Origin of the sequence: Brevibacterium atlanticum, assembly GCF_011617245.1 — a bacterium.
Classification (GTDB): Bacteria; Actinomycetota; Actinomycetes; order Actinomycetales; family Brevibacteriaceae; genus Brevibacterium; species Brevibacterium atlanticum.
Map to the genome: position 1 here is coordinate 1,337,433 of NZ_CP050152.1, position 26,005 is coordinate 1,363,437.

Annotated in this window: 25 protein-coding genes, 3 tRNA genes and 1 pseudogene; 19 read left to right on the forward strand and 10 right to left on the reverse strand. The window is 65.3% G+C overall.

Annotation, left to right across the window (positions count from 1 at the left end):
• The first annotated feature begins 2 nt into the window (after positions 1-2).
• The gene (locus tag GUY23_RS18475; protein ID WP_208085490.1) at positions 3-644 is read left to right on the forward strand and encodes a TetR/AcrR family transcriptional regulator; all 642 of its coding nucleotides are present in this window, start codon (positions 3-5) and stop codon (positions 642-644) included.
• A gap of 115 nt (positions 645-759) precedes the next feature.
• On the opposite strand, the pseudogene GUY23_RS18825 reads toward GUY23_RS18475, so the two are convergent.
• From GUY23_RS18825 to GUY23_RS18835, 3 genes and pseudogenes are all read right to left on the reverse strand, one after another.
• Positions 760-1,296 (reverse strand): annotated as a pseudogene (locus GUY23_RS18825) (5-methyltetrahydropteroyltriglutamate--homocysteine S-methyltransferase); the annotation flags it as partial.
• Positions 1,247-1,423: a hypothetical protein gene (locus tag GUY23_RS18830; RefSeq protein ID WP_323127162.1), complete on the reverse strand. Its 177-nt coding sequence runs from the start codon at positions 1,421-1,423 to the stop codon at positions 1,247-1,249. The gene GUY23_RS18830 and the pseudogene GUY23_RS18825, both read right to left, overlap by 50 nt.
• A gap of 12 nt (positions 1,424-1,435) precedes the next feature.
• The gene (locus tag GUY23_RS18835; protein WP_208085611.1) at positions 1,436-2,974 is read right to left on the reverse strand and encodes a hypothetical protein; all 1,539 of its coding nucleotides are present in this window, start codon (positions 2,972-2,974) and stop codon (positions 1,436-1,438) included.
• A 185-nt stretch (positions 2,975-3,159) separates the two neighbouring features.
• Here GUY23_RS18835 and GUY23_RS05840 point away from each other — a divergent pair, with 185 nt between their 5' ends.
• Complete coding sequence (locus GUY23_RS05840; RefSeq protein WP_166970548.1) at positions 3,160-3,918, forward strand: alpha/beta hydrolase; 759 nt, start codon at positions 3,160-3,162, stop codon at positions 3,916-3,918.
• Between the two features lie 12 nt (positions 3,919-3,930).
• Here the strand turns inward: GUY23_RS05840 and GUY23_RS05845 are convergent, their stop codons facing one another.
• Entirely contained in the window at positions 3,931-4,422 is a 492-nt protein-coding gene (locus GUY23_RS05845) for a YajQ family cyclic di-GMP-binding protein (protein WP_166970550.1), read from the reverse strand.
• A gap of 160 nt (positions 4,423-4,582) precedes the next feature.
• Here GUY23_RS05845 and GUY23_RS05850 point away from each other — a divergent pair.
• Positions 4,583-4,664: transfer RNA gene (locus GUY23_RS05850), tRNA-Tyr, on the forward strand.
• Positions 4,665-4,794: 130 nt separating this feature from the next.
• On the forward strand, positions 4,795-5,388 hold the full coding sequence (locus GUY23_RS05855; protein ID WP_166970552.1) for a DnaJ family domain-containing protein: 594 nt from the start codon (positions 4,795-4,797) through the stop codon (positions 5,386-5,388).
• Here GUY23_RS05855 and GUY23_RS05860 read toward each other — a convergent pair.
• The 3 genes from GUY23_RS05860 to GUY23_RS05870 all read right to left on the reverse strand — a co-directional run bounded on the left by GUY23_RS05860 (position 5,353) and on the right by GUY23_RS05870 (position 9,207).
• Complete coding sequence (locus GUY23_RS05860; RefSeq protein WP_166970554.1) at positions 5,353-6,693, reverse strand: acyltransferase family protein; 1,341 nt, start codon at positions 6,691-6,693, stop codon at positions 5,353-5,355. The two genes, GUY23_RS05855 and GUY23_RS05860, sit on opposite strands and share 36 nt — an antisense overlap.
• Before the next feature lie 71 nt (positions 6,694-6,764).
• Positions 6,765-7,979 (reverse strand): M20 metallopeptidase family protein, encoded by a 1,215-nt coding sequence (locus GUY23_RS05865; protein ID WP_166970556.1) that lies wholly within the window; start codon positions 7,977-7,979, stop codon positions 6,765-6,767.
• Between the two features lie 55 nt (positions 7,980-8,034).
• Positions 8,035-9,207, reverse strand: coding sequence for a hypothetical protein (locus GUY23_RS05870; RefSeq protein ID WP_166970558.1), 1,173 nt, complete (start codon positions 9,205-9,207; stop codon positions 8,035-8,037).
• Between the two features lie 150 nt (positions 9,208-9,357).
• Here GUY23_RS05870 and GUY23_RS05875 point away from each other — a divergent pair, with 150 nt between their 5' ends.
• From GUY23_RS05875 to GUY23_RS05935, 13 genes are all read left to right on the forward strand, one after another.
• On the forward strand, positions 9,358-10,158 hold the full coding sequence (locus GUY23_RS05875; RefSeq protein WP_166970560.1) for a glycerophosphodiester phosphodiesterase: 801 nt from the start codon (positions 9,358-9,360) through the stop codon (positions 10,156-10,158).
• 134 nt (positions 10,159-10,292) lie between these two features.
• Positions 10,293-10,365, forward strand: a tRNA-Thr gene (locus GUY23_RS05880).
• A 27-nt stretch (positions 10,366-10,392) separates the two neighbouring features.
• Positions 10,393-10,466: transfer RNA gene (locus GUY23_RS05885), tRNA-Met, on the forward strand.
• 283 nt (positions 10,467-10,749) lie between these two features.
• Positions 10,750-11,355 (forward strand): TetR/AcrR family transcriptional regulator, encoded by a 606-nt coding sequence (locus tag GUY23_RS05890; RefSeq protein WP_166970562.1) that lies wholly within the window; start codon positions 10,750-10,752, stop codon positions 11,353-11,355.
• A gap of 63 nt (positions 11,356-11,418) precedes the next feature.
• Positions 11,419-12,876, forward strand: coding sequence for an MFS transporter (locus GUY23_RS05895; protein ID WP_166970564.1), 1,458 nt, complete (start codon positions 11,419-11,421; stop codon positions 12,874-12,876).
• Between the two features lie 64 nt (positions 12,877-12,940).
• Positions 12,941-14,233, forward strand: a complete 1,293-nt coding sequence (locus GUY23_RS05900) for a metal-dependent hydrolase family protein (RefSeq protein ID WP_208085493.1) — start codon at positions 12,941-12,943, stop codon at positions 14,231-14,233.
• Positions 14,230-15,753 carry an amidase gene (locus tag GUY23_RS05905; RefSeq protein ID WP_166970566.1) on the forward strand — a complete coding sequence of 508 codons (1,524 nt, stop codon included), beginning with the start codon at positions 14,230-14,232 and terminating at the stop codon, positions 15,751-15,753. Before GUY23_RS05900 ends, GUY23_RS05905 begins: the two co-directional genes overlap by 4 nt.
• A 77-nt stretch (positions 15,754-15,830) precedes the next feature.
• Complete coding sequence (locus tag GUY23_RS05910; RefSeq protein ID WP_166970568.1) at positions 15,831-17,021, forward strand: M20 metallopeptidase family protein; 1,191 nt, start codon at positions 15,831-15,833, stop codon at positions 17,019-17,021.
• Positions 17,022-17,156: 135 nt separating this feature from the next.
• Complete coding sequence (locus tag GUY23_RS05915; RefSeq protein WP_166970570.1) at positions 17,157-18,116, forward strand: prenyltransferase/squalene oxidase repeat-containing protein; 960 nt, start codon at positions 17,157-17,159, stop codon at positions 18,114-18,116.
• Between the two features lie 92 nt (positions 18,117-18,208).
• Positions 18,209-19,216: an intradiol ring-cleavage dioxygenase gene (locus GUY23_RS05920; RefSeq protein ID WP_166970572.1), complete on the forward strand. Its 1,008-nt coding sequence runs from the start codon at positions 18,209-18,211 to the stop codon at positions 19,214-19,216.
• A 66-nt stretch (positions 19,217-19,282) separates the two neighbouring features.
• Positions 19,283-19,672, forward strand: a complete 390-nt coding sequence (locus GUY23_RS18485) for a twin-arginine translocase TatA/TatE family subunit (RefSeq protein WP_228282759.1) — start codon at positions 19,283-19,285, stop codon at positions 19,670-19,672.
• The gene (gene tatC / locus GUY23_RS05930; RefSeq protein ID WP_228282760.1) at positions 19,669-20,586 is read left to right on the forward strand and encodes a twin-arginine translocase subunit TatC; all 918 of its coding nucleotides are present in this window, start codon (positions 19,669-19,671) and stop codon (positions 20,584-20,586) included. Before GUY23_RS18485 ends, tatC begins: the two co-directional genes overlap by 4 nt.
• Positions 20,574-21,080, forward strand: a complete 507-nt coding sequence (locus tag GUY23_RS05935; RefSeq protein WP_166970574.1) for a twin-arginine translocase TatA/TatE family subunit — start codon at positions 20,574-20,576, stop codon at positions 21,078-21,080. Before tatC ends, GUY23_RS05935 begins: the two co-directional genes overlap by 13 nt.
• A 40-nt stretch (positions 21,081-21,120) precedes the next feature.
• On the opposite strand, the gene GUY23_RS05940 is transcribed toward GUY23_RS05935, so the two are convergent.
• The 3 genes from GUY23_RS05940 to GUY23_RS05950 all read right to left on the reverse strand — a co-directional run bounded on the left by GUY23_RS05940 (position 21,121) and on the right by GUY23_RS05950 (position 24,931).
• Complete coding sequence (locus GUY23_RS05940) at positions 21,121-21,726, reverse strand: hypothetical protein (protein ID WP_166970576.1); 606 nt, start codon at positions 21,724-21,726, stop codon at positions 21,121-21,123.
• Positions 21,727-21,906: 180 nt separating this feature from the next.
• The gene (locus GUY23_RS05945; protein ID WP_166970578.1) at positions 21,907-23,208 is read right to left on the reverse strand and encodes a serine hydrolase domain-containing protein; all 1,302 of its coding nucleotides are present in this window, start codon (positions 23,206-23,208) and stop codon (positions 21,907-21,909) included.
• A gap of 97 nt (positions 23,209-23,305) precedes the next feature.
• On the reverse strand, positions 23,306-24,931 hold the full coding sequence (locus GUY23_RS05950) for a biotin carboxylase (RefSeq protein ID WP_166970580.1): 1,626 nt from the start codon (positions 24,929-24,931) through the stop codon (positions 23,306-23,308).
• A gap of 184 nt (positions 24,932-25,115) precedes the next feature.
• On the opposite strand from GUY23_RS05950, the gene GUY23_RS05955 reads away from it, so the two are divergent.
• Together GUY23_RS05955 and GUY23_RS18580 are read left to right on the forward strand one after the other, a co-directional pair.
• A complete protein-coding gene (locus tag GUY23_RS05955; protein ID WP_166970582.1) occupies positions 25,116-25,565 on the forward strand; it encodes an FAS1-like dehydratase domain-containing protein in 450 nt (149 codons plus the stop codon).
• Complete coding sequence (locus tag GUY23_RS18580; protein ID WP_166970584.1) at positions 25,562-26,005, forward strand: MaoC/PaaZ C-terminal domain-containing protein; 444 nt, start codon at positions 25,562-25,564, stop codon at positions 26,003-26,005. The genes GUY23_RS05955 and GUY23_RS18580 overlap by 4 nt, the downstream gene beginning before the upstream one ends.

Below are 26,005 nucleotides of genomic sequence, written 5' to 3' on the forward strand. Positions count from 1 at the left end.
GGATGAGTTCCCGAGGGCGCCCGCCGAGCTATGACCGCGAAGTCGCCATCCGCGAAGCGGCCAGACTCTTCTGGCGTCGCGGTTACAACGGCACCTCGACGCGGGAGCTGACGTCCGCACTCGGTATGTCGACATCGAGTCTGTACTCGGCTTTCGGCAGCAAAGCCGAGCTGTTCGCCACCGCTGTGAGGACCTATGCCGATCGGTACTCGCGAATCTACGAGTCCGCTTTGGCGGAGCCGTTGATCCCTGATGTGGTGACCAGCCTGCTCCGCGGATCGATCATGGAATTCACCCCGGATCCGAGTGTTCATCCCGGGTGTATGGTGACGAGCGCGATCATGATCGATTCGCCAGAGACTCTCGACGCTCGCCGCCTCATCGAGGAATCGAGCGCGGCGAACGCGGCAGCGCTGCAAGAGCGATTCGTGCGGGCGATCAACGAAGGCGAGCTGACCGGTAGCACCTCGGCGAAGCACCTCGCCGACTATGTGCAGACTCTGTGGCAGGGACTCTCGGCGCAGTCGAACCGAGGAGTGACGAGAGGACAGCTGTTGACCATCGCCGAGGTGGGGGCTCGGGTCGTATGGGGCGAGCTCTCGGGCGGCGCTGACAGAGCGGCGGGGCCGCCGCGGCACACGTGAGTCCTCCCGCCAGCGCGCTCTCACTCACCGTATTACAGGAGCGAACGACATCACGGGCGGCGACGAGGTTGGCCAGCGGGGCGCGGACCTCCGAGCAGCCGCGGGTCTTGAGTCCGCAGTCGGGGTTTACCCACAGCCGGTCGGCCGGAACCTTCGCCAGTGCGGCATCGATGAGCTCGGTGAGCTCGGTGAGCTCGCGGACCGAGGGCACCCTCGGCGAATGGAGGTCGTAGACACCGGGCCCGATTCCGCGGACGAAGTCGAAGCTAGCGATGTCGTCGAGCACCTCCATCCGTGACTGAACCGCCTCGATACTTGTGACATCGGCATCGAGGGCGTTGACCGCGTCGATGATCTCCCCGAACTCCGAACAGCACAGATGGGTGTGGATCTGCGTTCCGGGAGCGACTCGGGAATTGACGAGTCGGAAGGAGCGCAACGACCAGTCAAGGTAGGACTTCCGGTCGGCCTCCCGCAGAGGCAGCAGCTCTCGCAGGGCGGGCTCATCGACCTGGACGATGCCGATACCGGCCGCTTCGAGGTCGGAGGCCTCGTCCGAGAGCGCCAAGGCGATCTGATCGGCCGATTCGGCCAACGGCACGTCATCGCGGACGAAGGACCACGCGAGGATCGTCACCGGGCCGGTGAGCATACCCTTGACCGGACGTTCCGTCTGCGTCGCGGTGTACGTCGACCATTCGACGATGATCGGCGCGGGCCCGGCGGACCGCGGCCGTCTGCGGAAAAGATCCGACGGTCGTCGTCGGCAGCGACGGGATCGCGAGGCCGGCCTACGCCTCCTGCCTCGTCGTATAGTCGGAGCGGAAGCCGTCGTCACCGGCCAGGGCCGCGGTGCGGGAAGCCACCTCGGCGTTGTGGACCCGCACCGACACGGCGCGGGTGCGGCGGGCACGATCCGAACGGTTGAATGCCTCGGTGCGGGCCTCGGCACCGGAGGACAGGGCGGTCGACAGCGCCTCGACCTCGCTGACCTTCTCCTCGGCGAAGGACAGCCAGGAGGCGACGTCGACCGGGAGCGCGGATTCGTCGGCCACGGTGTAGGGCACGTGGAGCAGGGAGGTCGAGGTCGAGACGCTCAGAGACTCGCGGCCCAGCGACGAGAGGACCTCGAGGCTTGTCCGCAGATCATCGGCCCAGATGTTCCTGCCGTCGACGACCCCGGCCACGAGGTGGGTCGACTCGGGCACTTCGGCGGTTACGCGGTCGAGGTACCCCGGGTCGAGGCTGCGGGTGGCTGCGGAGATATCGACGCCGAGGGCATCGATGCCCGAGGTCGCCAGTGTCGAGAGCCCGGACCGCAGGGTCCCGTACGGGGCGGTGACGAAGATCTTCGGATGTGTTCTCGCCCTGGACAGGGCGGCATAGGTGCGCCCGGCCGCTTCGGCGAGCTTCTCATCGGGGATGCCGGGAGCGTCGGTGACCAACGCCGGTTCGTCGAGCTGGACCCATTCGACGCCGGCGGCGGCGAGGATGGAGATGACGTCGAGGTAGACGGTGGTGAGCTCCTCGAGCCGGTCCAGCGGCGAGGTGGTGGTGCTGGCCGCTGTCTTCGCCAGAGTGAGCAGGGTGACCGGTCCGACGAGGACAGGGCGGACGAGGTGGCCGGCGGCCCTGGCCTCGGAGACGAGGGAGAGCAGATGCTGTGGGTGAGCCTTGAAGGTCGTCGAGTCCTCGAGCTCGGGGACGAGGTAGTGGTAGTTCGTGTCGAACCATTTCGTCATCTCGAGTGGCGAACGCCGATCGGTACCGCGGGCGAGGGCGAAGTAGTCGTCGAGGTCGAAGTCGGTGCCGGTGGTCTCGGAGGGGATGAGGCCGACGCTCAGAGCGGTGTCGAGGACATGATCGTAGTGGCTGTAGGACACGGGGATCGCGTAGTCCTCGGTGAGGCCGAGCGCACGCAGCCGGTGGTAGGTGTCGATGCGCAGGGTATGCACGGCCCGGGTGAACTCAGCGGCGTCGATGCGGCCGGCCCAATAGGATTCGAGGGCCTTCTTCTGTTCGCGTCGGGCTCCGATGCGCGGGTAACCGGTGATCGTGGCCTGGGGGAATGCACTGGTCATCAACGTGTTTCCTTCTGTGTTGTGGTTTCTCTGTCGGTCGTCGGCGGCCACGGCCGAGGTGGTGACGGGGGTGGGCGAGTCGAGGAACCGCAGCAGTCCCTGCAGCCGTGCGGCCTGCTTCTCGAACCGGGGCGGGATGACCTCGAAGGGCAGCGCTCGGCGCAGGCGGTGCCGGGCTGCCGGCTGAGTCTCGAGCGCGGAGGCCGGGGCCGAGGCGGAGATCCGCTGCGTGGTGAGAGTGGTGGACATGCCGCCATCCTCACAGCGGCGGCGGATGCGTGCGGGGCGAGCCGATGATCGGCGTCGCAGCCCGTCATGTGAGGGTCAAGGAACGTACGGTTCGGTCAGAAGACGACTCAGTCCGTCATCGTCGCGCGGCCGACCGGTGGGTGGGGTATGGTGGCCATCCCCGAGGTCACGCGTAGACTCCTTGAGTGACTTCCATCCGAACAGTACGCCGCTGGGCTATCCGAGTGGTGGCCGGTGTACTGGCGCTCTGTGTCCTCGCCGTTCTCGGGCTGGTGATCCGGGCGAAGTCGGGAGTGATGCACGCCGAGTCGGAGGCCTGGGAATCCGTCCTCACCGACCCGACGATCACCGTCGAAGAGCATGCGGACGCTGTCGTGCTGCACCCGGCCGAGGAGACGACGACTTCGATCGGTCTCGTCTTCTACCCCGGGGCGAAGGTCGATGCGGCAGCCTATGCCCGGCGTCTGAGCGGGATCGTTGCCGAAGGCTCTGCCACGGTCGTCATCGTCAAACCGTGGCTGCGCCTGGCCATCGTCGACCCGCGCGGTCTGTCCGTCTTCACGGACTATTCGCCAGGGACCGAGTCGTGGATGGTCGGCGGGCATTCCATGGGCGGGGTCCGCGCCTGCTCCGCCGCCGGTGAGGCCGATGCGCTCGTGCTCTTCGGCTCCTATTGCGCCGCCGATCTCTCCGACGATCCGATTCCGGTGCTCAGCCTCTCCGGCAGCGAGGACGGACTCTCCACACCGCAGAAAGTCACTGACGCTCGTGAGAAGCTCCCCGACTCGGCGAGGATGGTCGAGATTCCGGGAGCCAACCATGCGAGCTTCGGCGACTACGGTGCGCAGAAAGGCGACGGTTCGCCCCGCATCGGCGATGATCAGATGAACTCGACCGTTACAGCCGAGCTGCTCGACTTCGCCGAGGGAGTGCGCAGTGAGTGAGCGGCACCGACCTCAGCGGTAGTTCGTGAACTGGAGGTCGATCTCGAGGTCCTGGCTCTTGAGCAGGGAGATGACCTCCTGCAGGTCATCGCGCTTCTTCGAACTCACTCGCAGCTCGTCTCCTTGGATCTGCGCCTTGACGCCCTTGGGGCCTTCGTCGCGGATGATCTTCGAGATCTTCTTCGCATTGTCCTTGTCGATACCCTCCTTGATCGAAGCGTCGATGCGGTATTCCTTGCCGGAGGGGTAGGGGTCGCCGTCCTCGAGGGACTTCAGTGAGATGCCGCGCTTGACCAGCTTCGACTGGAAGACGTCGAGGATGGCCTTGACCCGGTCCTCGCTGTTGGCCTTCATCTGCACGGCCTCGCCGCTCCAGGCGATCGAGGCGTCGGTGCCGCGGAAGTCGTAGCGGGAGTTGATCTCCTTCGCTGCCTGGTTGAGCGCGTTGTCCGCCTCCTGGCGATCGACCTTGCTGACGATGTCGAATGAGGATTCGCTGGCCATGGATGCTCCTTGTGCTCGTTGACTTCGGACCCGCGCTCGGCGGGTGTGACTCTCAAGCTCAAGTCTAGTGGAGGGTCCCGGATGTGATGTGTGTCAATCGAGTTGGTGATTCGGGTCCGAGCCTTGTATTCTTTTCAGGTGCTCATCGAGCGCTGACTGCGGCAGATTGCCCGAGCGGCCAAAGGGAGCTGACTGTAAATCAGCCGGCATTGCCTTCATAGGTTCGAATCCTATATCTGCCACGCAGAAGGAACGGCCCCGTGACTTGTGGAAACACAGGACACGGGGCCGTTTCGCATACCGGAGTGCCCCTTGCGAACCTTGCGCTGAGGAGCCTAGCGTATGAGGACAGCAGACGGGAGAGGCGCGACCATGAGCGACCAACCGAGCGAAGGCGAGACTCCTCGGCGACTGAATTCGCTCGAGGACCGCAACGCCGTGGTCGAATCCGCCCTCGACAAGGCCATCAAGCGCGGGGATTTCGACGATCTGCCCGGGCTCGGCAAGCCGCTGACCGGCCTGCACGGGTCCTCCGATCCCGACTGGTGGATCAAGCAGAAGATGGACAACGAGGGCATCAACGGCGTCGCTCCTGCCGCCTTCCAGCTGCGCAAGGAGAACGCCGTCCTCGACGACACCATCGACGCCTTCACCAGCGAATCCGACGTTCGCGACTACCTCGCCGGGTTCAACGCGCGGGTCCGCGAAGCGGTGATGGATCTGAGGGAGGGCCCGCCTGTCTTCACCCCTCCGCGTGACGTGGAGAAGGAAGTCCGCGCGTGGCGGCTGCGACGCAGCCACCGAACCACGAAGACCGACAGCGCCGAGGTGGCCCCGCCCTCGAGTGGGCAACCGTCGACGCCCTCGAGCGACCGACCACGGAGCGACGGTGGCCCGGAAGCGGTGGACGGTGATGCTGGGTCCGGTGGGTCACCTCGGCGGTGGTGGCACTTCTTCCGCAGGTGAGGCGGTTGCGGATGATCCGTCGTCGGCGTGCGAACCTCCGGTGAGGATGACCGCAGCGGCGGTGCACGCGAGGCCGAGGATCGCCAGCGGCAGATCGAGTCCGTAGCTCGAGATCGCCAGTGATTGGACGATGAACACGGCGACGGCGATGGTCGTGACGGCGGCGGAGGGCCACCTCGGCGAGAGGATCGGCTGCGGGCTCTCCCACCGTCGTGTGACGCTCGAGATAGCCCACACGATGACGACGACGGCGACGACGAAGAGCGGGCGGGTCAGCCACCAGGCGCCGGTGCCGGGGTCGGGCATCGGCAGCCACAGCAACTGGATTCCGGTGAGCAGGACGATGGCCGGGACGTGCCAGAGGTAGACCGACATCAGCCGGGAGCCGAGGAAGAACACGATGGCTTGGGCCGGTTTCGTCCCCATGATCGCCGTGAGCGGGCGGTGGAGCAGGGTCAACAGGGCCGCCTGGATGACGGCGAGGACGGCCAGGGGCAGGGTCGGGGGCCATTGGTTGGTGAGCATGCTCGCCGAATATTCACCGAGAATGACCAACAGTCCCAGGCACGCGAAGCCGGCGACGATGAGGACCAGATTCCACCAGCGCACGCGGGAGAACCAGCCGTCACGCAGGCAGAAGCCGATCTGCTGGGCGAAGAGCCAGACGAATGCGACGTTGGGCAGGCCGAAGAGCTCATCGCCGATGCCGTAGCCCTCGGCAGGGATCCGGCCCAGACCGAGCCCTTGGATGCCGACGACCAGGCGGACCACGTCGACGAAGAACGCTCCCGCGAAGAGGACGACGAGGGCGAGCCACGGGTTGTGTTCGTGCCAGCGGATCATCCACGGGGCCAGTGCCTGGGCGAGTGCGTACGCGGCGAGGAACCACAGCACCGAGCCGACGGGCACGGCGATGGCCCCGGCCAGGCCGGGTTCGACACCGATGGCACTCACGATGATGAGCGCGACGGTGAGGACGATGAACAGCGGGAGGGCCGGCAGCGCGAGGCGACGCAGACGGGTGCGCACGAACGTCGAGGCGGTTTCGCCGCGACGCTGCGCCGACTCCCAGCCGACCCTGGCGGCGAAACCGCCGACCACGAAGAACATGGGCATGATCTCGGCGATCCAGGTCGCCGGCGCGAACCACCGCTGCCCGGAGACGGGGTTGATGATGAAGGGCGTGCCGTCCGGGTTGCGACCGACGCTGACGAGCAGCAGATGGACGAAGACGACGACGAGCACACACACGACTCTGGCGAGGTCGAGGGTGAGATCGCGATGGCGCGGGACCGAGGTATTCACACTGACCACGGTAGGTGGGTTCGCACGGCGGCGGGGGATGCGGATGTGTCAGATCAGACGCATGGCTGCGACTATGCCGTCATCGTCTCCTTCGCCAGTCTCTCGATCGCGAGGTGGGCCAGGAGGGCCGCCTGATCGCCGAGCACCGAATCGTCGAAGATGACGAAGGGGGAGTGGTTGTTGCCCTGTCGATCGGCGGGAACGTCGGTGCGCTCGGCCCCGAACATGAGATACGTGCCGGGCACCTCGCGGAGCACGAACGAGAAGTCTTCACTCGGCATGATCGGCTGCGCGAGCACCTCCACCCGGTCCTCGCCGAGGAGGCTCCCGAGTTCGCCGATCGCCCACTCTGTCTCGTCGACGTCGTTGACCGTGACCGGGTATTGGGCGTCGAATTCCACCTCGGCGGTGCAGCCGTGGGCCGCGGCGATGCCGTCGGCCAGCTGCTTCGATCGGGTGCGGACGATGTCGAGGGAGTCGTCGGAGAGTGTGCGCACTGTCGCGCCCATGGACGCCGAGGCGGGGATGACGTTGATCGCGTCCGAGGCGCGCAGCTGGGTCACGGACATCGCGATGGGGTCGAAGACGTCGATGCGGCGGCTGACCATATTCTGACACGCTGTGACGAGCTCGGCCAGGGCCGGTACCGGGTCGACGGCGGTCAGCGGTTGGGAGCCGTGCCCACCACGACCGTGGATGGTCACCCGAAGCGTGTTCGACCCCGCCTGCAGAGTCCCCGGGCGGGTCGCGACGACGCCGCGTGGACGCGGGAGCACGTGGACTCCGAACGCAGCGATCGCCCGCTGCCCGGCGGCATCGAGCACACCTTCATCGATCATCACCGACGCTCCGTTGTAGCCTTCCTCCCCGGGCTGGAACATGAAGACGACGTCCCCGGCCAGCAGTTCCCGGTGGGCGTGGAGGAGTCGCGCGGCTCCGACGAGTCCTGCGGTGTGCAGATCGTGTCCGCAGGCGTGCATGTGCCCGTTCGTCGAGGCGAACGGCTCGTCCGTCTCCTCGGCCACGGGGAGTGCGTCCATGTCTCCACGCAGCAGCACGGCGGGAGCATCGACGGGCTTGTTCGGATGCGTTCCGCGCAGAACGGCGACCACCGAGGTGGTGCCCTCACCCGTGGTCACCTCGAGATCGAGACCGGCCAGGGCCTCGAGGACGGCAGCTTGGGTCCGGGGCAGGTCGAGGCCGATCTCAGGATTCGCGTGGAGGGAGCGGCGCAGGTCCTGGAGTTCGGGCAGCAGTGCTTCGCCCTCGGCGAGCAGATCGTTCATGGTGTCCTTTCGCGTGGGAAGACAGTTCGCGTGGCATGAGGGTAGTCGGGAGACGTCACAGCAGGCTCACGAGGACGCTGGCGATGACGACCGATCCGGCGGACACCGAGGTGAAGCCGCCGACGAGCATCGGCGGAAGCATGACGTTGAGGAGAGCTTCCTTCTCGTCGTCGTCGCGGGCAATCGAGCGGGCGACCTCGTTGGTGAGCAGGTAGTCGGCGGGGAAGCCGTACATCGCGGTCAGCGCCACCGACATGCCCAGCGGGGCCTTCCATCGCAGCAGCTTCGTGGCGATGAACCCACCGAGGACGATGCCGGCGCCGCCGACGATGAGGATGGAGACAGTGGGGAGGAAGGCGTTGATGACGTCCTGTACCGAGGCGGTCACGAGCGGGGCCATGACGATCGCGATGACGCCTGCCATGGCGATGCCGAACGAGTTCGACCTCTCCATCGCCTTGTCGGGGGAGAGGCCTATCGCAGTGGCGAGGATGCCGAGGAGGAGAGCGACGATCGAGGACGGGATGTGCGTGGGGATCTCGATGAGAGTGGCGATCGATCCGCCCACGAGGATGAGGAAGAGCATGAACAGCTGGTTGTCGACGAGGAAGGACGGCAGGGTGATGAGCTTCTTCTTCTGCGCGGCCTCGGCTTCCTCTTCGTGGTGGGCGTGGGCGAGCTCCTCGAGTTCACCGCTGTCGCGCAGCTTCGTTGCGTAGCGACGGAGCAGGAAGTTCGTCAACGGCATCGACGGCAGCGACTGGAGCATGAGGACCAATGCCGGGAGGACGATGATCGACGAGGCGGCTCCGTGGGCTGTGAGTCCTTCGGTCGTCAGGCTGGTGGCGACGATGCCTCCGGCCAGTGGGCCGGAGCCGGCGACGAAGGTCTCGAAGCCGAAGATCGGGGCGACCACGGCGAGGATGAGCAGAACCGCGACGAGCATGCCTGCGACCGCGATGATCACCGAGCGCCACTGTTTGAGCATCACTCGCAGCGGGATGAGCGTACCCATGTGGAAGAGCAGAGGGGCGACGAGGATGGTGTAGATCTGGACGAGCATCGAATCGTCGACGACGGAGTCCGGGACGATGCCGATCTTCGCGAAGATGAAGATGCCGAGCATCGCCACGAGCAGACTGGGAACGCGGGCTTTCGACCAGATCGAGATCAATTCGCCCAACGCGATGAACGCGAGAACGATGGCGGCAGCGAAGATGGCTTCCATAGATGGTCCTTAGAATCGGAAAGTGAACCGGATCACAAGATACTACGTGATGGTCTCCGTTCGGAGGTTTCGGTGAGATTTCCTGATCACCGGGACTGCGCCACTGCTGTTCGCGCGGCGGTCATCGGGGTCAGGGCATAGGGTGGAGGTATGAGTTTCCTGCAGTTCCTCCACCAACGAGGCATAGTCGAACGCCCCGGTTCGGGCAGCCGCCCCCTGGTCATCGCTCACCGAGGCTATTCGGCGGTGGTGCCGGAGAACAGTCTCGCCGCTGTCGATGCCGCCCGTGCGCTCGGGGTCGACTTCATCGAGGTCGACACCTCGACGAGTGCCGACGGTGTGCCGGTGATCCTCCACGACCCCGATCTCGACCGGACGACGAATCGGAAGGGGCCGGTCGTCAATCTCACCGCCGAGGAGCTCTCCTTCGTCGACGCCGGGTCCTGGATGGGGCCCGGGTTCACCGGCGTGCGGGTACCGACACTGTCGGCGGTGATGCGTTCGATCCAGCACCGAGGCGGTGAACTCCTCCTCGAGCTCAAGGGGGAGTGGTCATCGGGTGCGGTGGCGAGGATCTCCGAACTGGTCGTCGAGACCGGCATCGCCGATCGGATGGTGGTGCAGTCCTTCAACACCGTCACGTTGGAGACCTGCCGTGACATGCTTCCGATGGTCGCCCGGTTCCTGCTGCGGATGGTGCCCAAGCCCGAGGATATCGAGGTGGCCCGCGAACTCGGAGCGGTGGCGATCAATCCCTCGTACAAGGGCTTTTCGGTGCGGAGGTCCGTGGTCACGGAGATCCGGGACAACGACCTCGGCGTGTTCGTCTGGACCGCTGATGAGATGAACGAATGGAGGGAGCTCCTCGATGCCGAGGTCGATGGGATCATCACCAATCATCCGGGCCGCCTGCAGGGCTTCCTGGCGGGACGATTCGACCCGGTGAAGTAGGCTGCTGAATCGCACGGTCACGGGTGTTGTGGGCACGGCAGCCGACCGATCCTGCCGATTTCGGGGCTTGTGAGTGAGGTCACCGAATCCCGATTTGCCCCGGCCGCGCAAAGCCGTGTAAATTCTTACCTGTTGCCCCGATAGCTCAGTCGGCAGAGCATCTCCATGGTAAGGAGAAGGTCAAGGGTTCGATTCCCTTTCGGGGCTCTCGTGCCGCCTCAAATGCGGCGCTGGGGCGGGGTAGCTCAGCTGGTTAGAGCGCACGACTCATAATCGTGAGGTCGGGGGATCGAGTCCCCCTCCCGCTACAGACAGGCCCCTCACCTGAGATTCGATCTCGGTGAGGGGCCTTTTTCGCGCCCGCGAACCGGACTCCGACCTCGATCCAGCGGGAGCGCGCATATCGAATGGTGCGCGGGTCGACAGACGCGCTGCGCCTTGATCGACGGGTCCGGGGGTTCGTGCCCAGCGACCAGTACACACACCCTCGGCTGCCCTGCAACCCTTATGCACACCTTCGGTTTCGCGCGTCGAGTTTCGAAACGATACGTTGTGTTGCGTAATGGATGTGACGTATGCAATGCTCTGAATATGACCGAGAACACAACGAAGGGTCGACCCCTCGATGACGACCTGACCCGACGTGTTCTCGCGGCCGTGCGATCTCAGCTCGAGGAGCACGGATTCGTCAACCTCAACATCGAGAAGATCGCCTCGCTCGTGGGCTGCGGCAAGACGACGATCTACCGGCGGTGGCCGACAAAACCCGAACTCGTCGCGGCGGCCCTCGTCGATGGACTCACGCTCGGCGAACTGCCCGACACCGGTGACGTGGTGGACGACCTCGTCGAGCACGCGTGGCAGAATCTCGAGAATTTTCGCCGGTCGAAAGACGACGCGAAGAACAACGGATTGCTGTTGGCCATGTTCAACATGGACGTCATTCCGATCATCTCTGAGTCATTCATGAAGGTCCGCCATGCCATGGGACGAGAGATCCTCTCCAGGGCCGTCGACCGCGGCCAGATGAGTGACGAACTCGATCATGACCTCATCATCGACACTCTCGCCGGTTTCACCCTCTTCCGCATCACTCTCAAGCCCGACTCCAGTCGCACCGACGATGCCGCGCTCAGGGACACCTACCGCAGTCTCGTGTGTTCGCTCGTCGGCCGCTCGCCGACGACCGGCCGATGACACCCGGTGCTGTTGCGACGAGGCCGTCGCCGCACCGACCCGATACCCCGTGAAAGGACCTCAATGACCAGCCCCGATCCGACACTCGCCACGAGATCGAACAAGAGAATCCTCGCCGTCGTCGGCTTTCTCGTCTTCGTCGAATTCTCCAGTGGATTCCTGCAGGGCTACTACCTGCCTCTGCTCGACTCCGTGCGCGACCACCTCGGCGTCTCCGACGCTTCGATCGCTTGGTTCATCACCGTGCAGACACTCACTGCGGGCGTCTGTGTCCCGATCCTCTCGAAACTGGGCGACATCTTCGGACATCGGCGCATCCTGCGTATCGGCATCGTCACCGTCCTCATCGGCACCGTGCTCGTCGCACTCGCCCCCAACTATCCGCTGGTCCTGCTGGGCCGGGTGCTGACCGGACCGATTGCCGTCTGGCTGCCGCTGGAACTGGCGATCGTGCATAATCAGATCCAAGGCGAGACGGCGCGTCGCGCGATCGGCATGCTCATCTCCGCATTGACGATCGGAGCCCTGATCGGATCACTCGCAGCCGGACTGTTCTCCTCCCTGCTGTCATCCACAGCCGGGCAGCTCATGGTTCCGGTGGTGATGGTCGCCGTTTCGACCGTCTTCGTCTTCACCCTCGTCCCGGAATCGACCTCGCGGACCGCACCGGTCATCGACTGGCTCGGCTTCATCCTTCTTGCTCTCTTCATGCTGGCGCTTCTCACGGGCATCAAGGCCGTCACCTCCCAGGCGGGCCTCGGCTTCGCGCTCATCGCCGTTGCGATCGTCCTCATCGGTGTCTTCGTCTGGTGGGAGCTGCGCACCAGTTCTCCCGCACTCAACCTGCGCTTGCTCACCTCGAACCGACTCTGGCCCGTGTATGTCACCTCGTTCCTTTTCGGAATGGTGCTCTTCGGAACTCAGAGCATCACGACGACCTTCCTTGCGGGCCGACCTGAGGTGGTCGGATACGGATTCGACCTCAGTGCAGGAACCATCTCTCTGACCAACGGCACGAACATGCTCCTCGCCGCAGTCGGTGCCGCCGTCTACGCCTACATCGCAAAAGGCATCTCGCTCAAAGGTGTTCTCGTTCTCGGTTCGGCGACCGTGGCGATCTCCCAGCTGTTCCTCATCGTCGGCCATGGTTCGCTGCCGCTGGTCGTCATCGGCATCGCGCTCGCGGGCTTCGGATCCGGGCTCCTGCTCGGCGGCCTTCCCGCCGCGACCACTGAGGCCTCACCCGCCGACGAGACAGGTATCGCCACCGGTGTGTACAACTCCGTGAAGACACTCGGCGGCGCACTGGCCGGAGCCGTGTTCGCGCTCATCCTCGGGATGTTCGTCATTCCCGAGGCCGGGGCCTCCAGCGTAGGAGGATACATCTCCATCTGGGTGATCTGCGCCGCAGCCACCGGTCTCTGCCCGGTGCTTCTCGCGCTGATCCGTCCCGAGAGCAGCACGGAGGAACCCACCTCGGCCGCCGACATCGCAGCAGACCAGACGCGCGAAGGCGTCTGAAGAGTTATCAGATCCAATCGATCCCTGGCCGATCTGCCCATTGCTCCACCGCGAAAGGAACCCCATGTCCACTGCACAGCTTCCCTCCACCATCACCGGCGCAGATCACTTGGTGCTGCGCGGAGCCACCCTCATCGACGGCACCGGCAACGCTCCGATCACCGATGCCGAGGTCGAGGTCAGGGATGGCCGCGTGACCTATGCGGGACCGGCACGTGAGACCGCTCCAGCCGACGCCACACTCATTGCGCTGGAAGGCAGAACAATTCTGCCCGGGTTCATCGATGCCCATGTCCATTTGGGCATGTCGATCGAGGATCAGCCCGCCGACGCGGCCCGCTTCGAGTCGGAACGCACCTTCAGGTCAGCGCTCAACGCCCGGAAGACGCTCATGGCCGGAGTGACCACGGCTCGCGACCTCGGCGGAATCGACCGCGGGTACCGCGACGCGATCGCGGCCGGACTCATCCAGGGCCCGCGCACCCATCTCGCACTCGCACCACTGTCACCGACCGGTGGGCACACGGATTTCACGATGCCCAACGGGCGTGCAGTGCCGATGCACATGCCGGTCAATCCGATCATCGACACCGACGACGATGTGCGGCGGACGATCCGCCTCCTCATTCGCGGCGGTGCCGACGTCATCAAGGTCTGCACAACCGGAGGAGTGTCCAGTCCTTCTGACACACCAGACGACATCGGTGTCCCCGAAGAACACGTGAGGCTCATCGTCGCCGAAACCGCAAAGCGTGCCGGCCAGCCGGTCGCCGCACATGCGCAGGGTGCCGAAGGCATCAAAGCCGCCATCCGCGGCGGAGTGAGGTCGGTCGAACACGGCTACGGCATCGACGACGAGGGCATCGAGCTGATGCTCGAGCACGGCACCTTCCTCGTCCCGACTCTCAGCAGCGCCCTGCGCGTCCCCGACCCGGCAGCGGTTCCCGGCTACCTGTACGAGAAGAAGGTGAAGTGGTCGGCCATTGCCCGCGAACGCGTCGCCGCCGCATTGGCGGCCGGGGTCAAGGTCGCGCTCGGCACCGACTCCGGGGTGTGCCCGCACGGTGAGAACCTGCGCGAGCCCGTCCACGCAGTCGAGCTCGGATTGAGCCCGATGCAGGCGATCGTCGCAGGAACGAAGAACGCCGCCGAACTGCTCCGCCTCGACTCCGATCTGGGAACCCTGGAAGAGGGCAAGCTCGCGGACCTCATCATCATCGACTTCGATCCGCTCGAGGACATCACTCCGCTGGCGACACCGGACAACGTCAAGGCCGTTGTGCAAGGCGGTGCAGTGGTCAAGGACACCGCAGCGTGGTTCGACTCGGCACCCGTCCGGCCTCTGCTGGCACAGTGAACACAGGCACTGCTCGCCCGGCCGCTGACCTGCGGGCGCAGATCGCCCAGACGACGTCCGGGGACACACCGACCGACGATCGTGTGGCCGCATCATTCGCCATCGCCGATGAAGTGAACGACAGATTCGGCGCCATCCTCGAACGCTTCGACGATTCGGCGATCGGCGCGAGCGAGGACAGCAGCGGACCTCTCTCCGGTCTCCTGTTGGGGATCAAAGCGAACATCGCTGTCGCCGAGGCGGTCCCGACCTCCCAGAGTCGAGTCTTCGATCGAGATTTCCACCGAGGCCGTGACGCCGAGGTCGTCGGCCGACTGCGTGAGGCCGGGGGAGTGATTGCGTGTACGACGACGATGGTCGAACACGCAGCCGGCCGGCCGGATCCTGCGCTCGGATTCCCGCTTCCCCGCAACCCTTGGGACCCGACCCGTTGGCCCGGGGGATCGAGCTGCGGAACCGCGATCGCGATCAGTCTCGGAATCATCTCAGTCGGACTGGGGACCGACACCTCCGGCAGCTGCCGAATACCCGCCGCCTACTGCGGAGTCACGGGACTGCGGCCGACAGCCGGCTCGCTGCCGATGGAGGGCATCTTGCCCGCGGCCCCGAGCCTCGACATCGTCGGTCCCATGGCCAGAACCGCCGAGGACTGCCGTCTGCTGCTCGAAGTGATGCGCGGAGTACCCGTCGGTTCCTCACTGCGGGAACTGCCGACACGGGTGCTCGTTCCGAGGCAGGTCATCGGCTCACCGCGGATCTCCGCAGAGGTGGCCGCCGCCTTCGACGACAGTCTGCGTACACTCGAGACGCTGGGACTCGACGTCGGATCAGCGGACCTGCCCTACCTCGACGACCTCATCACGGCGACTCTGACGATCATGCTTCGCGAGATGTACGACGTCCACCGTGAGCAGCTGGTCTCGCGCTGGAACGACTATGGACGGTCCTTCCGCCGCCTCGCGCTGGCCGGTGCATTGGTGTCCGACAGAACCTACGCTGCGGCACTTCGTTCAGCCGCAGAGCTGCGCGGGCGACTCGAGAGCCTCCTCGACGGGGGTACCGTCCTAGCGCTGCCGACGTGGCCGTCGTCCGCACCGACCTACGTGTTCAAAGGCGGAACCCCTCAGGACGACTGGAACCTGACCGCGGCCTTCTGTGCAACCGGAAATCCGGCACTCGCCGTCCCGATGGGCTTCGACTCACGGGGTCTGCCGCTGTCGCTGCAACTCGTCGGGTCGGGCGCACGACCGGGAGCCTCGGGAACGACGTGCCTGAGAGGAGAAGACCTCGTTCTGTCGCTCGGCGAGCTCTTCCAATCGCACACCGATCATCACCTGCGCGGGCCCGATCCGGATCTGGTCAGTTCGCTGCCTCCGATACCCGACCCCGACGAGGACGTCGACGAGGACGCGAGCGGCCCCGACCTTCCACCGCAGCTCACAGGACTCGGCATTCCGCTGTCTCGCGCAGATAGGGTGATGCTCGACCATCTCGTCGAGATGCTGTTCCCGACACCATGAACGCCGTCGCTCGGACGGCACGTACAATCTCCGCGACCGACTCGGTCGAGGAACACCCACGACAGAAGGACACCACCATGACGATCGACTTCACCGCAGAGTCCGCAGCACTGAGCACAGAACTGCGCGAACTGCGCCGCGACCTCCACCGCAACCCCGAGATCGGACTCGAACTGCCGAACACTCAGCGCCTGATCCTCGCAGCCCTCGAGGGCCTGCCGCTCGACATCACCCTCGGCAAAGACCTCAGTTCGATCGTCGCGGTCCTGCGCGGAGGTCAGTCCGGGCCGACGGTTCTGCTGCGCGGGGACATGGATGCCCTCCCCGTCGTCGAGAACACCGGACTCGACTTCGCCTCGGCCAACGGCAACATGCACGCCTGCGGGCACGACCTCCATGTCTCCGGACTCGTCGGTGCCGCGAAGCTGCTCGCCGCCCATCAGGCCGAACTGCGGGGGACCGTGGCCTTCATGTTCCAGCCGGGAGAGGAAGGCATGGGCGGGGCGAAGATCATGCTCGACGAGGGGATGTTCGACGCCATCGGCCAGGCGCCCGATGCGGCCTACGCGATCCACGTCGCCCCCGGAGCGCCGGGAACGTTCGTCACCCGACCGGGTACGGTTATGGCCGGAGCGAACACCCTCCATGTGACGATGCACGGCAAGGGCGGCCACAGCTCCCGACCGGAGGACTCCGTCGACCCCGTCCGTCCGCTTCTCGACTTCGGCCAGGCGCTGTATTCGATGATCACGGGATCGTTCAGCGTCTTCGACCCCATCGTCGCCGAGGTGACTCAGCTGGAGGCAGGAGACGCCGTCAACGTCATTCCCGCCTCGGCGAAGCTCGGCGCTTCGGTGCGCACGCTTTCTGCGGAGACGACGCGGAAGTTCCCGGAACGAGCGACCCGGCTGGCCGAGTCGATCGCAGCCGCCTACGGCTGCACCGCCGAGGTGGTCTGGAACGAACAGTACCCAGTGACGATCAACGACGGTCACGAAGCCGAGTTCGCGTTGACGACCCTGACCGAACGCTTCGGTGCCGAACGCGTCGTCGAAGCACCGAATCCGGTCATGGGCTCCGAAGACTTCTCGTACGTACTCGAACAGGTGCCGGGAGCCTTCGTCTTCTTCTTCGTCTCACCGGAAGGCATCGATCCGGCGACCGCTGCGACGAATCACTCGCCGGAAGTCCAGTTCGACGATGCTCACCTCCCCGACCAAGCCGCGGCGCTGGCGACCCTGGCCTGGGAGCGGTCACTGCGCGACTGAGCGGAACTCTGATCTCTGCGCCGACGGCAACGAGCGCACTGATCGCCCTGGAAGACCCTGTGTTCGAAAAGTAGTCAAGGGCCGCCTCGGCGCCTATCCTCGAAGGAACCGTTCGACCAGGGTGGGAGATCAACGATGATCGATACACAACTGTCAGACTGGCTGCTTGAGTCCGACCCGGCGCTGAGGTGGCAGGTCGAACGCGACCTGCTCGGCGCCGACGAGGCGACCTGGCAGGCCACTCGAGCGAGAGTCGTCCACGAGGGATTCGGGGCCGAGCTCTTGTCCCACCAGGACTCCGACGGACAATGGGCCGGTGGAGCGTTCTTCCCTGCGGACTTCGCCTTCGACGATGACGGATCACAGCCCTGGACGGCTACGACGTGGGCGCTCAAGGACCTGCGCGAATGGGGAGCGGCCGCCTCGGCGCTGGAGGGAACAGCGGAGAAGCTGCAGTCGGCACGATGGGAATACGAGGATCTGCCCTACTGGGGCGGTGAGGTCGACGTGTGCATCAATTCGTGGACGCTGTCGAACGGCCTGTGGCTGGGTGCCGACGTCGACGGCCTCGTCGACTGGTTCCTCGACCATCAGCTGCCCGACGGCGGGTGGAACTGCGAATGGGTCGAAGGGTCGGAGGTCGCGTCCTTCCACTCCACCCTCAACGCACTCGTCGCCCTCCTCGACTACGTGAAGGTCACCGGAGACAGGGCGCGCGTGCAGCGCGCGAGGGCAGGGGGAGAGGAGTACCTCCTCTCCCGTGACCTGTTCCGCCGCCGAGGCACCGGTGAACCCTTCGACGACCGTGCCCTGGCGCTGTTCCATCCCCGGCGGTGGTTCTACGGCATCCTTCCGGCGCTCGATCATTTCCGCGAGGCGCGGATGATCGACGGCCTCGCAACAGATCCGCGGATGGAAGAGGCGGTGGAGGCGATCCGCACACGTCGATCCGCTGACGGCGCCTGGAGTCAGGACCATCGCCTCGACGGTGACGTCTGGTTCCACGTCGATGTGCCGCCGGGCGAACCCTCGAGATGGGTGACGCTGCAGGCCCAGCGGGTCCTCGACTGGTGGGACGGAACACAACCCGTCTGAGCATCCTCAGCCCCGGCATAGGGGCACCACAGTCCCACGCCAGAGCCGGTCACCACGATGGTGTCAACACATCATCGAAGGAAGGACAGCTCATGGCTCGCGTACCCGAACCCGACCAGACTCCCAACGGACCCGCCTATGAAGGCAGGCTCCTCGACCGCCCGGACGAGGAGGTCGTCGATCAAGGCGCCTCGTTCGATATCCGCACCCTCTTCAGCCGACGCGGAGTCCTCGGGCTCGTCGGCGCCGGCGTCGGCACCATGGCCCTGGCCGCCTGCACCTCCGGAGCCTCAGGATCGACAGGCTCGAGCAGCAGCGGATCGGTCACCGAGATCCCCGACGAAACGGCCGGTCCGTACCCGGCAGACGGCTCTAACGGGCCCGACATCCTCGAAGAGTCCGGAATCGTGCGCTCGGACATCCGCTCGAACATCGACGGCACCGACACCGTCGACGGGGTGCCGCTGACCTTCACCCTCAAGGTCACCGATATGGCCAACGACAATCAGGCCTTCGACGGTGTGGCCGTCTACGCCTGGCACTGCGACGCGCAGGGCCGCTACTCGATGTACTCCGACGGGGTCGAGGATGCGACCTGGCTGCGCGGCGTGCAGGTCGCCGACTCCCAGGGAGAGGTCACCTTCACCTCCGTCTTCCCCGGCTGCTATTCGGGCCGGTGGACGCATATCCACTTCGAGGTCTACCCCGACGTCGACTCCATCACCGATGCCGAGAATGCAATCGCCACCTCGCAGATGGCCCTGCCCGAGGACGCTTGCAACGCCGTGTTCAAGCTCGATGCCTACGACGGGTCGGCGAAGAACCTCGCGAACATCAGCCTCGATGACGACAACGTCTTCGGCGACGACGGAGGAGAGCACCAACTCGCCACGATCAGCGGCGACACCGACTCCGGGTATGTGGCCTCCCTCGACGTTCCTGTCGACACCGAGACCGAACCGACCGGCGGCGCGGCACCCGGCGGCGAAGGCGGCGGCCAGGGCGGAACTCCGCCGGAAGGCGGCGCGGGGCCGGAGGGCGGAGAACCGCCTGAGGGAGCGTCCTCCGGCAACGAGTCGTCGGGCAGCGACGACAGTTGAGCGCCCGTCCATCGCGTTACTCCGTCTACCACCGCACCAGAACACCCATTCGAAAGGCTCACCATCATGCTGCACAACCTCACGGGCTGGCACGCCCTTATCATCCTCGCCATCATCATCCTCGTCTTCGGAGCCGCCAAGCTGCCCGCGCTCGCCAAGAGCCTCGGACAGTCCGTGCGCATCCTCAAGGACGAAACGACCGAGACTGACAAGAACGCCAACGCTGTCCAGGTCCACGAGGCGGTGACCGACCCGATCATCACGGATCCGGTGGCCGGGACACCGGCCGGCACCTCGAACCGCACCTCCGCCGAGGCCGGGCGGAACTCCGCACCCACACGGAACTCCGCCCCCGCCCCGGCGAGGGTTGAGGGCGATAACACCCCCGCCTCGGCGAGGGTTGATCCGAACCTCGGTGACTCCGTCGACACATCGGCCGTTCGAGCCCGCTCATGAGCACCGCCACCGCCGAGAAGATGCCGCTGTCCGCGCACCTGCGGGAGGCCCGGAGACGGGCGGTGCGCGCGGCGGTGGCGCTCCTCATCGGCACCGTCATCGGCTACCTCACCTCGGACCTGGTCATGGACGTCCTCCGTGCCCCGATCACCGAGCTCGCCGCCTCCCGCAGCGCCTCGCTCAACTACGACAGCGTCACCGGCGCCTTCGACCTCCAGCTGCGCATCGCTGTTTACTCGGGCATCATCCTCTCCAGCCCGATGTGGCTGGGGGAGCTCTTCGGGTTCCTCACCCCGGGGCTGACGGCGAAGGAGAAGAAGTACACGTTCGGCTTCCTCGGCGCGGCACTTCCTCTCTTCGTCGCCGGCTGTCTCACCGGCCTCTACGTCTTCCCGCGGATGGTCGAAGTGCTCACCTCCTTCGCCTCATCCGAGGACAGCACGATCCTGCAGGCGTCGTACTATTTCGACTTCGTGTTCAAGATCGTCATCGCCACCGGCATCGCCTTCGTCCTCCCGGTCTTCCTCGTTGTCCTCAACTTCATCGGAGTGCTCCAGGCGCGGACGATTGCGAAGGCATGGCGGGTGAGCATCGTCGGGATCGTCGTCTTCGCGGCCCTGGTCACCCCCGCCGCCGATGTGCTCTCGATGTTCTTCGTCGCCGCTCCGATGGCACTGCTCTTCCTCGCGGCGCTCGCCATCGCATGGGTGCACGACCGGTCGCGCGGTTACGATTCCACGCCGATCGATCGGTCACGCAGCGAGGCGCCGCGGAGCGAGGCGCCGCGGAGCGAGCGATCACGGTCCTCGATCGCAGTAGGAACCGTCACCACCGGCCCGATCTCGTCCACGGACCCGACGTCGACAACGGATCCGTCCTCGTCCACAGAAGGGAGCCGGTCATGTTCGGCCTGAGCTTCGAGAAGATCGTCCTCATCGGCATCATCGCCGCGATCATCATCGGCCCGAGCCGACTGCCCGCCTATGCGCACAAGCTCGGCGAAGCGGTTCGCCTGCTCAGGACGCAGATCGACAGCGCCCGGGACCGAGCCGCCGAATCGGTGGGAGTCGATGACTGGCAGGTGCTCGATCCCCGCCAGTACGATCCGCGACGGATCGTCCGCGAAGCACTGGTCGACACGGATCCGACATCGTCGAATGCGGGGGAGACGACGGCCGTCGCTGCGGATTCGGAGGATCCCGGCGCCGAGGCGGCCGGCCGTTACGTCATCACCGGTTCGTCCGGACACCCCAGGAAACGATTCGTCGCCCACACGACCGAGAGTCGTGCGGGCGACGAAGAGAACGCGGCGGTGCACTCAGAGACGGCTGCACAGTCAGGGGCGGGCGTGCACTCTGGAGCTGGCCTGGACACTGGAGCGGCCACGCAATCCGTCAGTGGCGGATGATCAGGGCAGGGCCGCCTCGGCGATCGCTCCCTAGCAGTGGTCAATCCTTGAAATCGAAGTCTTCTTTGTCGATGCCGGGGAACATGAGCTCGTACTTGACCATCTGATCCTTGTGGTCGACGATCTTCACGGTCCCGAAGTACTTCTTCTCACCGTTGTAGGCCTCTTTGTCCTTGACGACGACCTGGCAGGATTCGAACCCGTACCATTCCCGGAGATCCATGTCCTCATCGCAATGGGCCTTCTTCACCGTCATCTTCACCTTGTTCTCGAACAGGTCGACGAGGTCGGCCTCGATCGACGAGGCAGGCACGGTGCCGTTGCCCTTCTTGTCAATCTTCATACCGTCGTCACTGGCCCAGCTGGTCGTCCTGGCGGCATCGGCGAACGGGTCGGTCGATTTCGTGTCGGTCGGCTCCTTCTCGTCGGATTCCGAAGCCTGGGTCTCAGGAGGTTCCGATTCGACGGCATCTCCGCCGAATCCACCGCCGTCCGACGAGTCCTCGGTGGCCTGTGCCGCTTCCGACGTCTCACCCTCGGCGGGTTCGTCGCCACCCCCGCAGGCCGAAAGCGACAGGGCCAGGGCTGTGCCCGCGGCCAGGGTCATCAAGCGGGGCATCCAGGTCGAACGGCGAATCGGTGTCATCGTCTTACTCCTTCGCACTTCGGCGATCACAAACGTTGTCGATACCCTTTGATTCTGCCATGGCTCATAGCCCACGAACGCCGGGCCGTGTGCGGATCCGGGGACACATGTGGCTGTTCGGACACACGAGCGAGTTCAGGCCAGATGGTGGGGCGGCCAGCTGTCCCAGCGCAGCCCGGGCTACTCCGCGCCGGGGGAGTTGACGGCCTTGGCGAGTGCTTCGAAGGCTCGGATCGTCGGGAAGAGCTTCCCGGCGTCCTGCGGCAGACCCCAGCTGGAGAGCTTGACCCCGACGAGATTCGCTCCGGGGTTGATGTAGATCATCTGGCCGTGGATGCCCAGGGCGAGGAAGGCATGCGAATCGGGGAAAGGGAACCAGAACTGATTGTGGTACGCTCCGCCGGGCATCCGGTTGTCCCCGGGGCCCCCGGCGAAGGCCTGCCGTACGTCCTCGGTGGTCGTCAGCGTGTCCCCGATCCACGTCGTCGGGGCGACCTGCTGGCCGGTCAGTGACTGACCGCGGTTGGCGTAGACGTATCCGAAGCGGGCCAGGTCGCGCAGCGTCGTGTTGATGCCGCCGTCGAACATTCCGACCCCGTACTGGTCGGTGGCGATGAGTGCATCCTGCTCCGCGCCGATCCGCGACCACAGCACCCGTGACATGAGCGTCTGCATGGGCTCGCCGGCGATCTTCTCGCACACCCAACCGAGCACATCCGTCTCGCACGAGCGGTATTCGAAGACCCCACCGTGCTCGGACTTCGCCCCGAGTGAGGTGAGGAACTCGTACATTCCGATGCCCGGGTCCTCCCGCTTCGCCTCCGACCAGCCGATCGACTCCTCGATCTGCCTGACCTCGGAATGCGGGTCGAGGTAGTCCTCGGAGAAGCGGATGCCCGAACGCATGTCGAGGACGTGCCGGACCGTGGCCCCGGCATACCCGGAGTCGGCGAGTTCGGGCACATAGTCGGTGATCAGACGGTTCGGGTCGAGGTCGCGCGAACCCACCAGCACTCCGGCGACGGTGCCGACGAGGGACTTGGACACCGACATCAGCAGATGCTCGGTGCCGGGCGTCATCTCACCGAAGTACTCCTCGGTGAGCACCGTGCCGTTGTGCAGCAGCATCCAAGCATCCGTATCGGTGGATTCGATGACGCTGCGGACGCTGCGCGCATCCGAGAACTCCGTAGCCGGGATCTCGACCTCGCCGAGGTCCTGCAGATCGACCGGCAGTTCGGCCACCGGACCGCTCCCGCGCGAGATCGGAGTGGTCGGCAGGACCTGTGCGACGTTCTGAAACGACCACCGGACATTGCCGGGATCCTGCCAGTTGTCCCGATCGACACCGACGGCCGGATCCGCACCGAACGCTGGATCGACTCCGGGCGCGACGCCGACCGCAGGGTCGACGACGGAGATGTCATCGTCATTCGCCGAGGCGGGGGTGGGCAGGGCATTGTCCGGTGACGGGTCGGTCACGGTTCACCTTTCGGTCGTGGCTGGAATGATCGCGTCCGCAGCGGGCGCTCACCTCGTCACGCGATTCGTGACGAGGCTACCATCGAGGATTCTCCGCTCAGTCGCCCTTGGCTCCCGGCCCGCCGAGGGCGGGAGCCGGATCCTCGGCGACGACCGGGACTCCGGCGTACATGGCCCGGATCGAATCGATGAAGTGCTTGGCCCTGATACTCAGCGCATCCGGTCCGCCGACATTGGTCTGGAGCGGATTCTTCGTCACCAGCACACCGAGATCGGCGCCCTTCCAGCGGTAGTCCCCGGCCCCGAAGATGCGCAGGAAGAACACCTCGCTGCCGTTCTGCAGCGGGTGCCAGTCGAGGGCGGCGCGCTTGTACGTCAGCGTCCCGTACTGGTCGAGGTAATACTGACCCGTCAGCGGAGAATGCGTGATGTACTCAGTGATCGGAGCCGTCTCCTTGATGATCATCTGGCTCCATTCGTCGGCGCCGGAGAGCTCCTCCCATCGAGCGTTGATCTCATCGATGTCGAGATCGAACTCGACATCGAGGTATTCGAGCAGGTGGAACAGGAACAGCGGCACATCGGCATAGGCGCCAGCGGTGACGTTCGTGATCGCCGAGGCTCCCGAGATGCGCGGGTTGAGCTCACCGAGGTAGCAGTCGTCGTTGTCGAGATCGACGAGGACATCGACCTCGAAGAATCCGCGATATCCGCGTCTGCGCAGTCCTTCACCCATCTTGCGCACGAGGTCACGCGTCTGCGCCCGCTGCTCGGCGTTGAGGACGTCGGGCTTCATCTCATTGCCGCACCAGCCGCCCTTGTACGGGGTGAGCTCCGCGAAGCCGGCGAGCTCGGTGAGGTAGGGGCCGACGACGACTCCGCTGGAGGTGATGACCGCCTCGACGGCGACCGGGATGTTGTTGATCCGCTTCATCACCTTCAGCTGCTCGCCGACGATGTCGTCCTTGTGCGTCTGCCAATCGGATTCGGCGGAGATGAAGAACGTCGTCTTCCCCGAATCGCCGTACGGGGTCTGCACGACCAGGTCGTGACCGAGCCCCGCCTCGGCGGCCTTGTCATTGAGCTCGTCGTACGTATCGGAGGTGGTGAGCACATTGGGAACGGAGAACGCACCGGCCTCATTGCCGAGCTTCGTCGTCTCGATCTTCGAATCCAGCTGATTGCGCAGCGTGGCCGAGGGCAGGATGAGATCGTAGCCGAGTTCCCGGCAGATCCTCTCCGTCTCCTCATCGAAGAACACCATCGCCACTTTGACCTTCTCACCGTGGGGAACGTTGCGCGTCATATGCGCCCGCACCTCGGCATTGAGCAGCAGCCAGTTGTTGATGGCCTCACCCGATTCGAACTCCACATACGGTTTGTACCGCGGTGAGAACACCCGCGGGTGTGCGCCGTCCCACCCGTCGTAGTAGGTGACATAGGAGAAGTTGCGCACCCAGCGGTCGATGCCGAGCAGATTGAACGGGGTGGCGCCGACGAAGTAGATCGGGGTCTGATTCGTCCGGAAGAAGTGGCGCACCTCGGAGACGTTGCGCAGGGGACGTCTGATCTGCACACGCTCGGCCTCTTCGCCGGTATACGCCGCATCAGTGGCGACGGCCACCTCGACGTCGGCAGGAGCGCCGTCACGAGACGTGGATGCGGGTTTCGTCTCCTGCCGATCGGGACTCGCAGGGCCTGCACTTCGGGGTTCGTTCGGCATCGCACTACTCCTTAGCAAATGTGATGTGGACAACATATACCAGTTTTGAAGTCGTGAACCCGATGGTGCAGGAATTGTATGAACCGGACACGAACGAACGGTCAATTCCTCGCCGGTGGGCATCGCAGCGGGGCCGTGCTTTAGGCTGGAGACGATACTGACCACAGCGGAAAAGAGAGCGGATATGCCGGTGAATACCGAGAAGCAGGGAGCCTCGTTCGCCCTGCCTCAGCCCTACGAGGTCTCACGGGAGGCGATCGCGGAATTCGCGCTCGCCACCGGGGCGAAGGCCGACTACCATTTCGACGCCGAGGCTGCCACTGCACTGGGCTATCGCGACGTCGTCGCACCCACCACCTTCGCCGTGATCATCGCGCAGAAGTCCGAGGCCGCCTACATCTCCGACTCGGAATCGGGCATCGACTTCTCGAAGGTCGTCCACGGCTCCGAGCAGTTCTCCTTCACCCGTCCCATCGTCGCCGGCGACGCGCTCTCGGCCGTGACCCATGTCGACGGTGTCCGTGCCGCAGGCGACAACGCCATGATCACCACCCGCACCGAACTCACCGACGCCGCCGAGCAGCCGGTCGTCACCGTGACGTCGACCATCGTCGTGAGAGGAGACGGAGAATGAGCCCCATCGACTTCTCCCAGCTGACCATCGGAGACACCGTCGTCGAGACCGAGATCCCGCTCTCGCGTGCTTCCCTGATCGACTACGCCGCGGCCTCGGGCGATCACAACCCGATCCACTGGAACGAACGCTTCGCCCGTGAGGTCGGTCTCGACGGGGTCATCGCCCACGGCATGCTCTCGATGGCCGTGGTCATCGCGCCGATCGTCGAATGGCTCGGCGACCCCGGCGCGATCAGCGACTACCGGACCCGCTTCTCCGCCCCCGTCCTCGTCCCCGACGCCGAATCCGGAACACCGGCGACCCCGACGACGTCGCTGGCGCTCACCGCCACCGTCGGAGCGGTCGACGCCGCCGTGGGCACCGCTCGCATCGATATCACCGTGAAGACCGGCGAGACCGATGTCCTCAGCCGGACCCAGGTGCGGATCTCCCGGTGA

Bases quoted from the DNA above. Each gene is read 5' to 3' on its own strand.
- GUY23_RS05935 (WP_166970574.1), top strand. From the start codon at position 20,574: ATGTTCGGCCTGAGCTTCGAGAAGATCGTCCTCATCGGCATCATCGCC.
- GUY23_RS18475 (WP_208085490.1), top strand. From the start codon at position 3: ATGAGTTCCCGAGGGCGCCCGCCGAGCTATGACCGCGAAGTCGCCATC.
- GUY23_RS05870 (WP_166970558.1), bottom strand. From the start codon at position 9,207: ATGGAAGCCATCTTCGCTGCCGCCATCGTTCTCGCGTTCATCGCGTTG.
- GUY23_RS05910 (WP_166970568.1), top strand. From the start codon at position 15,831: ATGACGATCGACTTCACCGCAGAGTCCGCAGCACTGAGCACAGAACTG.
- GUY23_RS05920 (WP_166970572.1), top strand. From the start codon at position 18,209: ATGGCTCGCGTACCCGAACCCGACCAGACTCCCAACGGACCCGCCTAT.
- GUY23_RS05940 (WP_166970576.1), bottom strand. From the start codon at position 21,726: ATGACACCGATTCGCCGTTCGACCTGGATGCCCCGCTTGATGACCCTG.
- GUY23_RS05865 (WP_166970556.1), bottom strand. From the start codon at position 7,979: ATGAACGATCTGCTCGCCGAGGGCGAAGCACTGCTGCCCGAACTCCAG.
- GUY23_RS05915 (WP_166970570.1), top strand. From the start codon at position 17,157: ATGATCGATACACAACTGTCAGACTGGCTGCTTGAGTCCGACCCGGCG.
- GUY23_RS05950 (WP_166970580.1), bottom strand. From the start codon at position 24,931: ATGCCGAACGAACCCCGAAGTGCAGGCCCTGCGAGTCCCGATCGGCAG.
- GUY23_RS05875 (WP_166970560.1), top strand. From the start codon at position 9,358: ATGAGTTTCCTGCAGTTCCTCCACCAACGAGGCATAGTCGAACGCCCC.
- GUY23_RS18580 (WP_166970584.1), top strand. From the start codon at position 25,562: ATGAGCCCCATCGACTTCTCCCAGCTGACCATCGGAGACACCGTCGTC.
- tatC (WP_228282760.1), top strand. From the start codon at position 19,669: ATGAGCACCGCCACCGCCGAGAAGATGCCGCTGTCCGCGCACCTGCGG.
- GUY23_RS18485 (WP_228282759.1), top strand. From the start codon at position 19,283: ATGCTGCACAACCTCACGGGCTGGCACGCCCTTATCATCCTCGCCATC.
- GUY23_RS05955 (WP_166970582.1), top strand. From the start codon at position 25,116: ATGCCGGTGAATACCGAGAAGCAGGGAGCCTCGTTCGCCCTGCCTCAG.
- GUY23_RS05855 (WP_166970552.1), top strand. From the start codon at position 4,795: ATGAGCGACCAACCGAGCGAAGGCGAGACTCCTCGGCGACTGAATTCG.
- GUY23_RS05845 (WP_166970550.1), bottom strand. From the start codon at position 4,422: ATGGCCAGCGAATCCTCATTCGACATCGTCAGCAAGGTCGATCGCCAG.
- GUY23_RS18835 (WP_208085611.1), bottom strand. From the start codon at position 2,974: ATGTCCACCACTCTCACCACGCAGCGGATCTCCGCCTCGGCCCCGGCC.
- GUY23_RS05895 (WP_166970564.1), top strand. From the start codon at position 11,419: ATGACCAGCCCCGATCCGACACTCGCCACGAGATCGAACAAGAGAATC.
- GUY23_RS05890 (WP_166970562.1), top strand. From the start codon at position 10,750: ATGACCGAGAACACAACGAAGGGTCGACCCCTCGATGACGACCTGACC.
- GUY23_RS05900 (WP_208085493.1), top strand. From the start codon at position 12,941: ATGTCCACTGCACAGCTTCCCTCCACCATCACCGGCGCAGATCACTTG.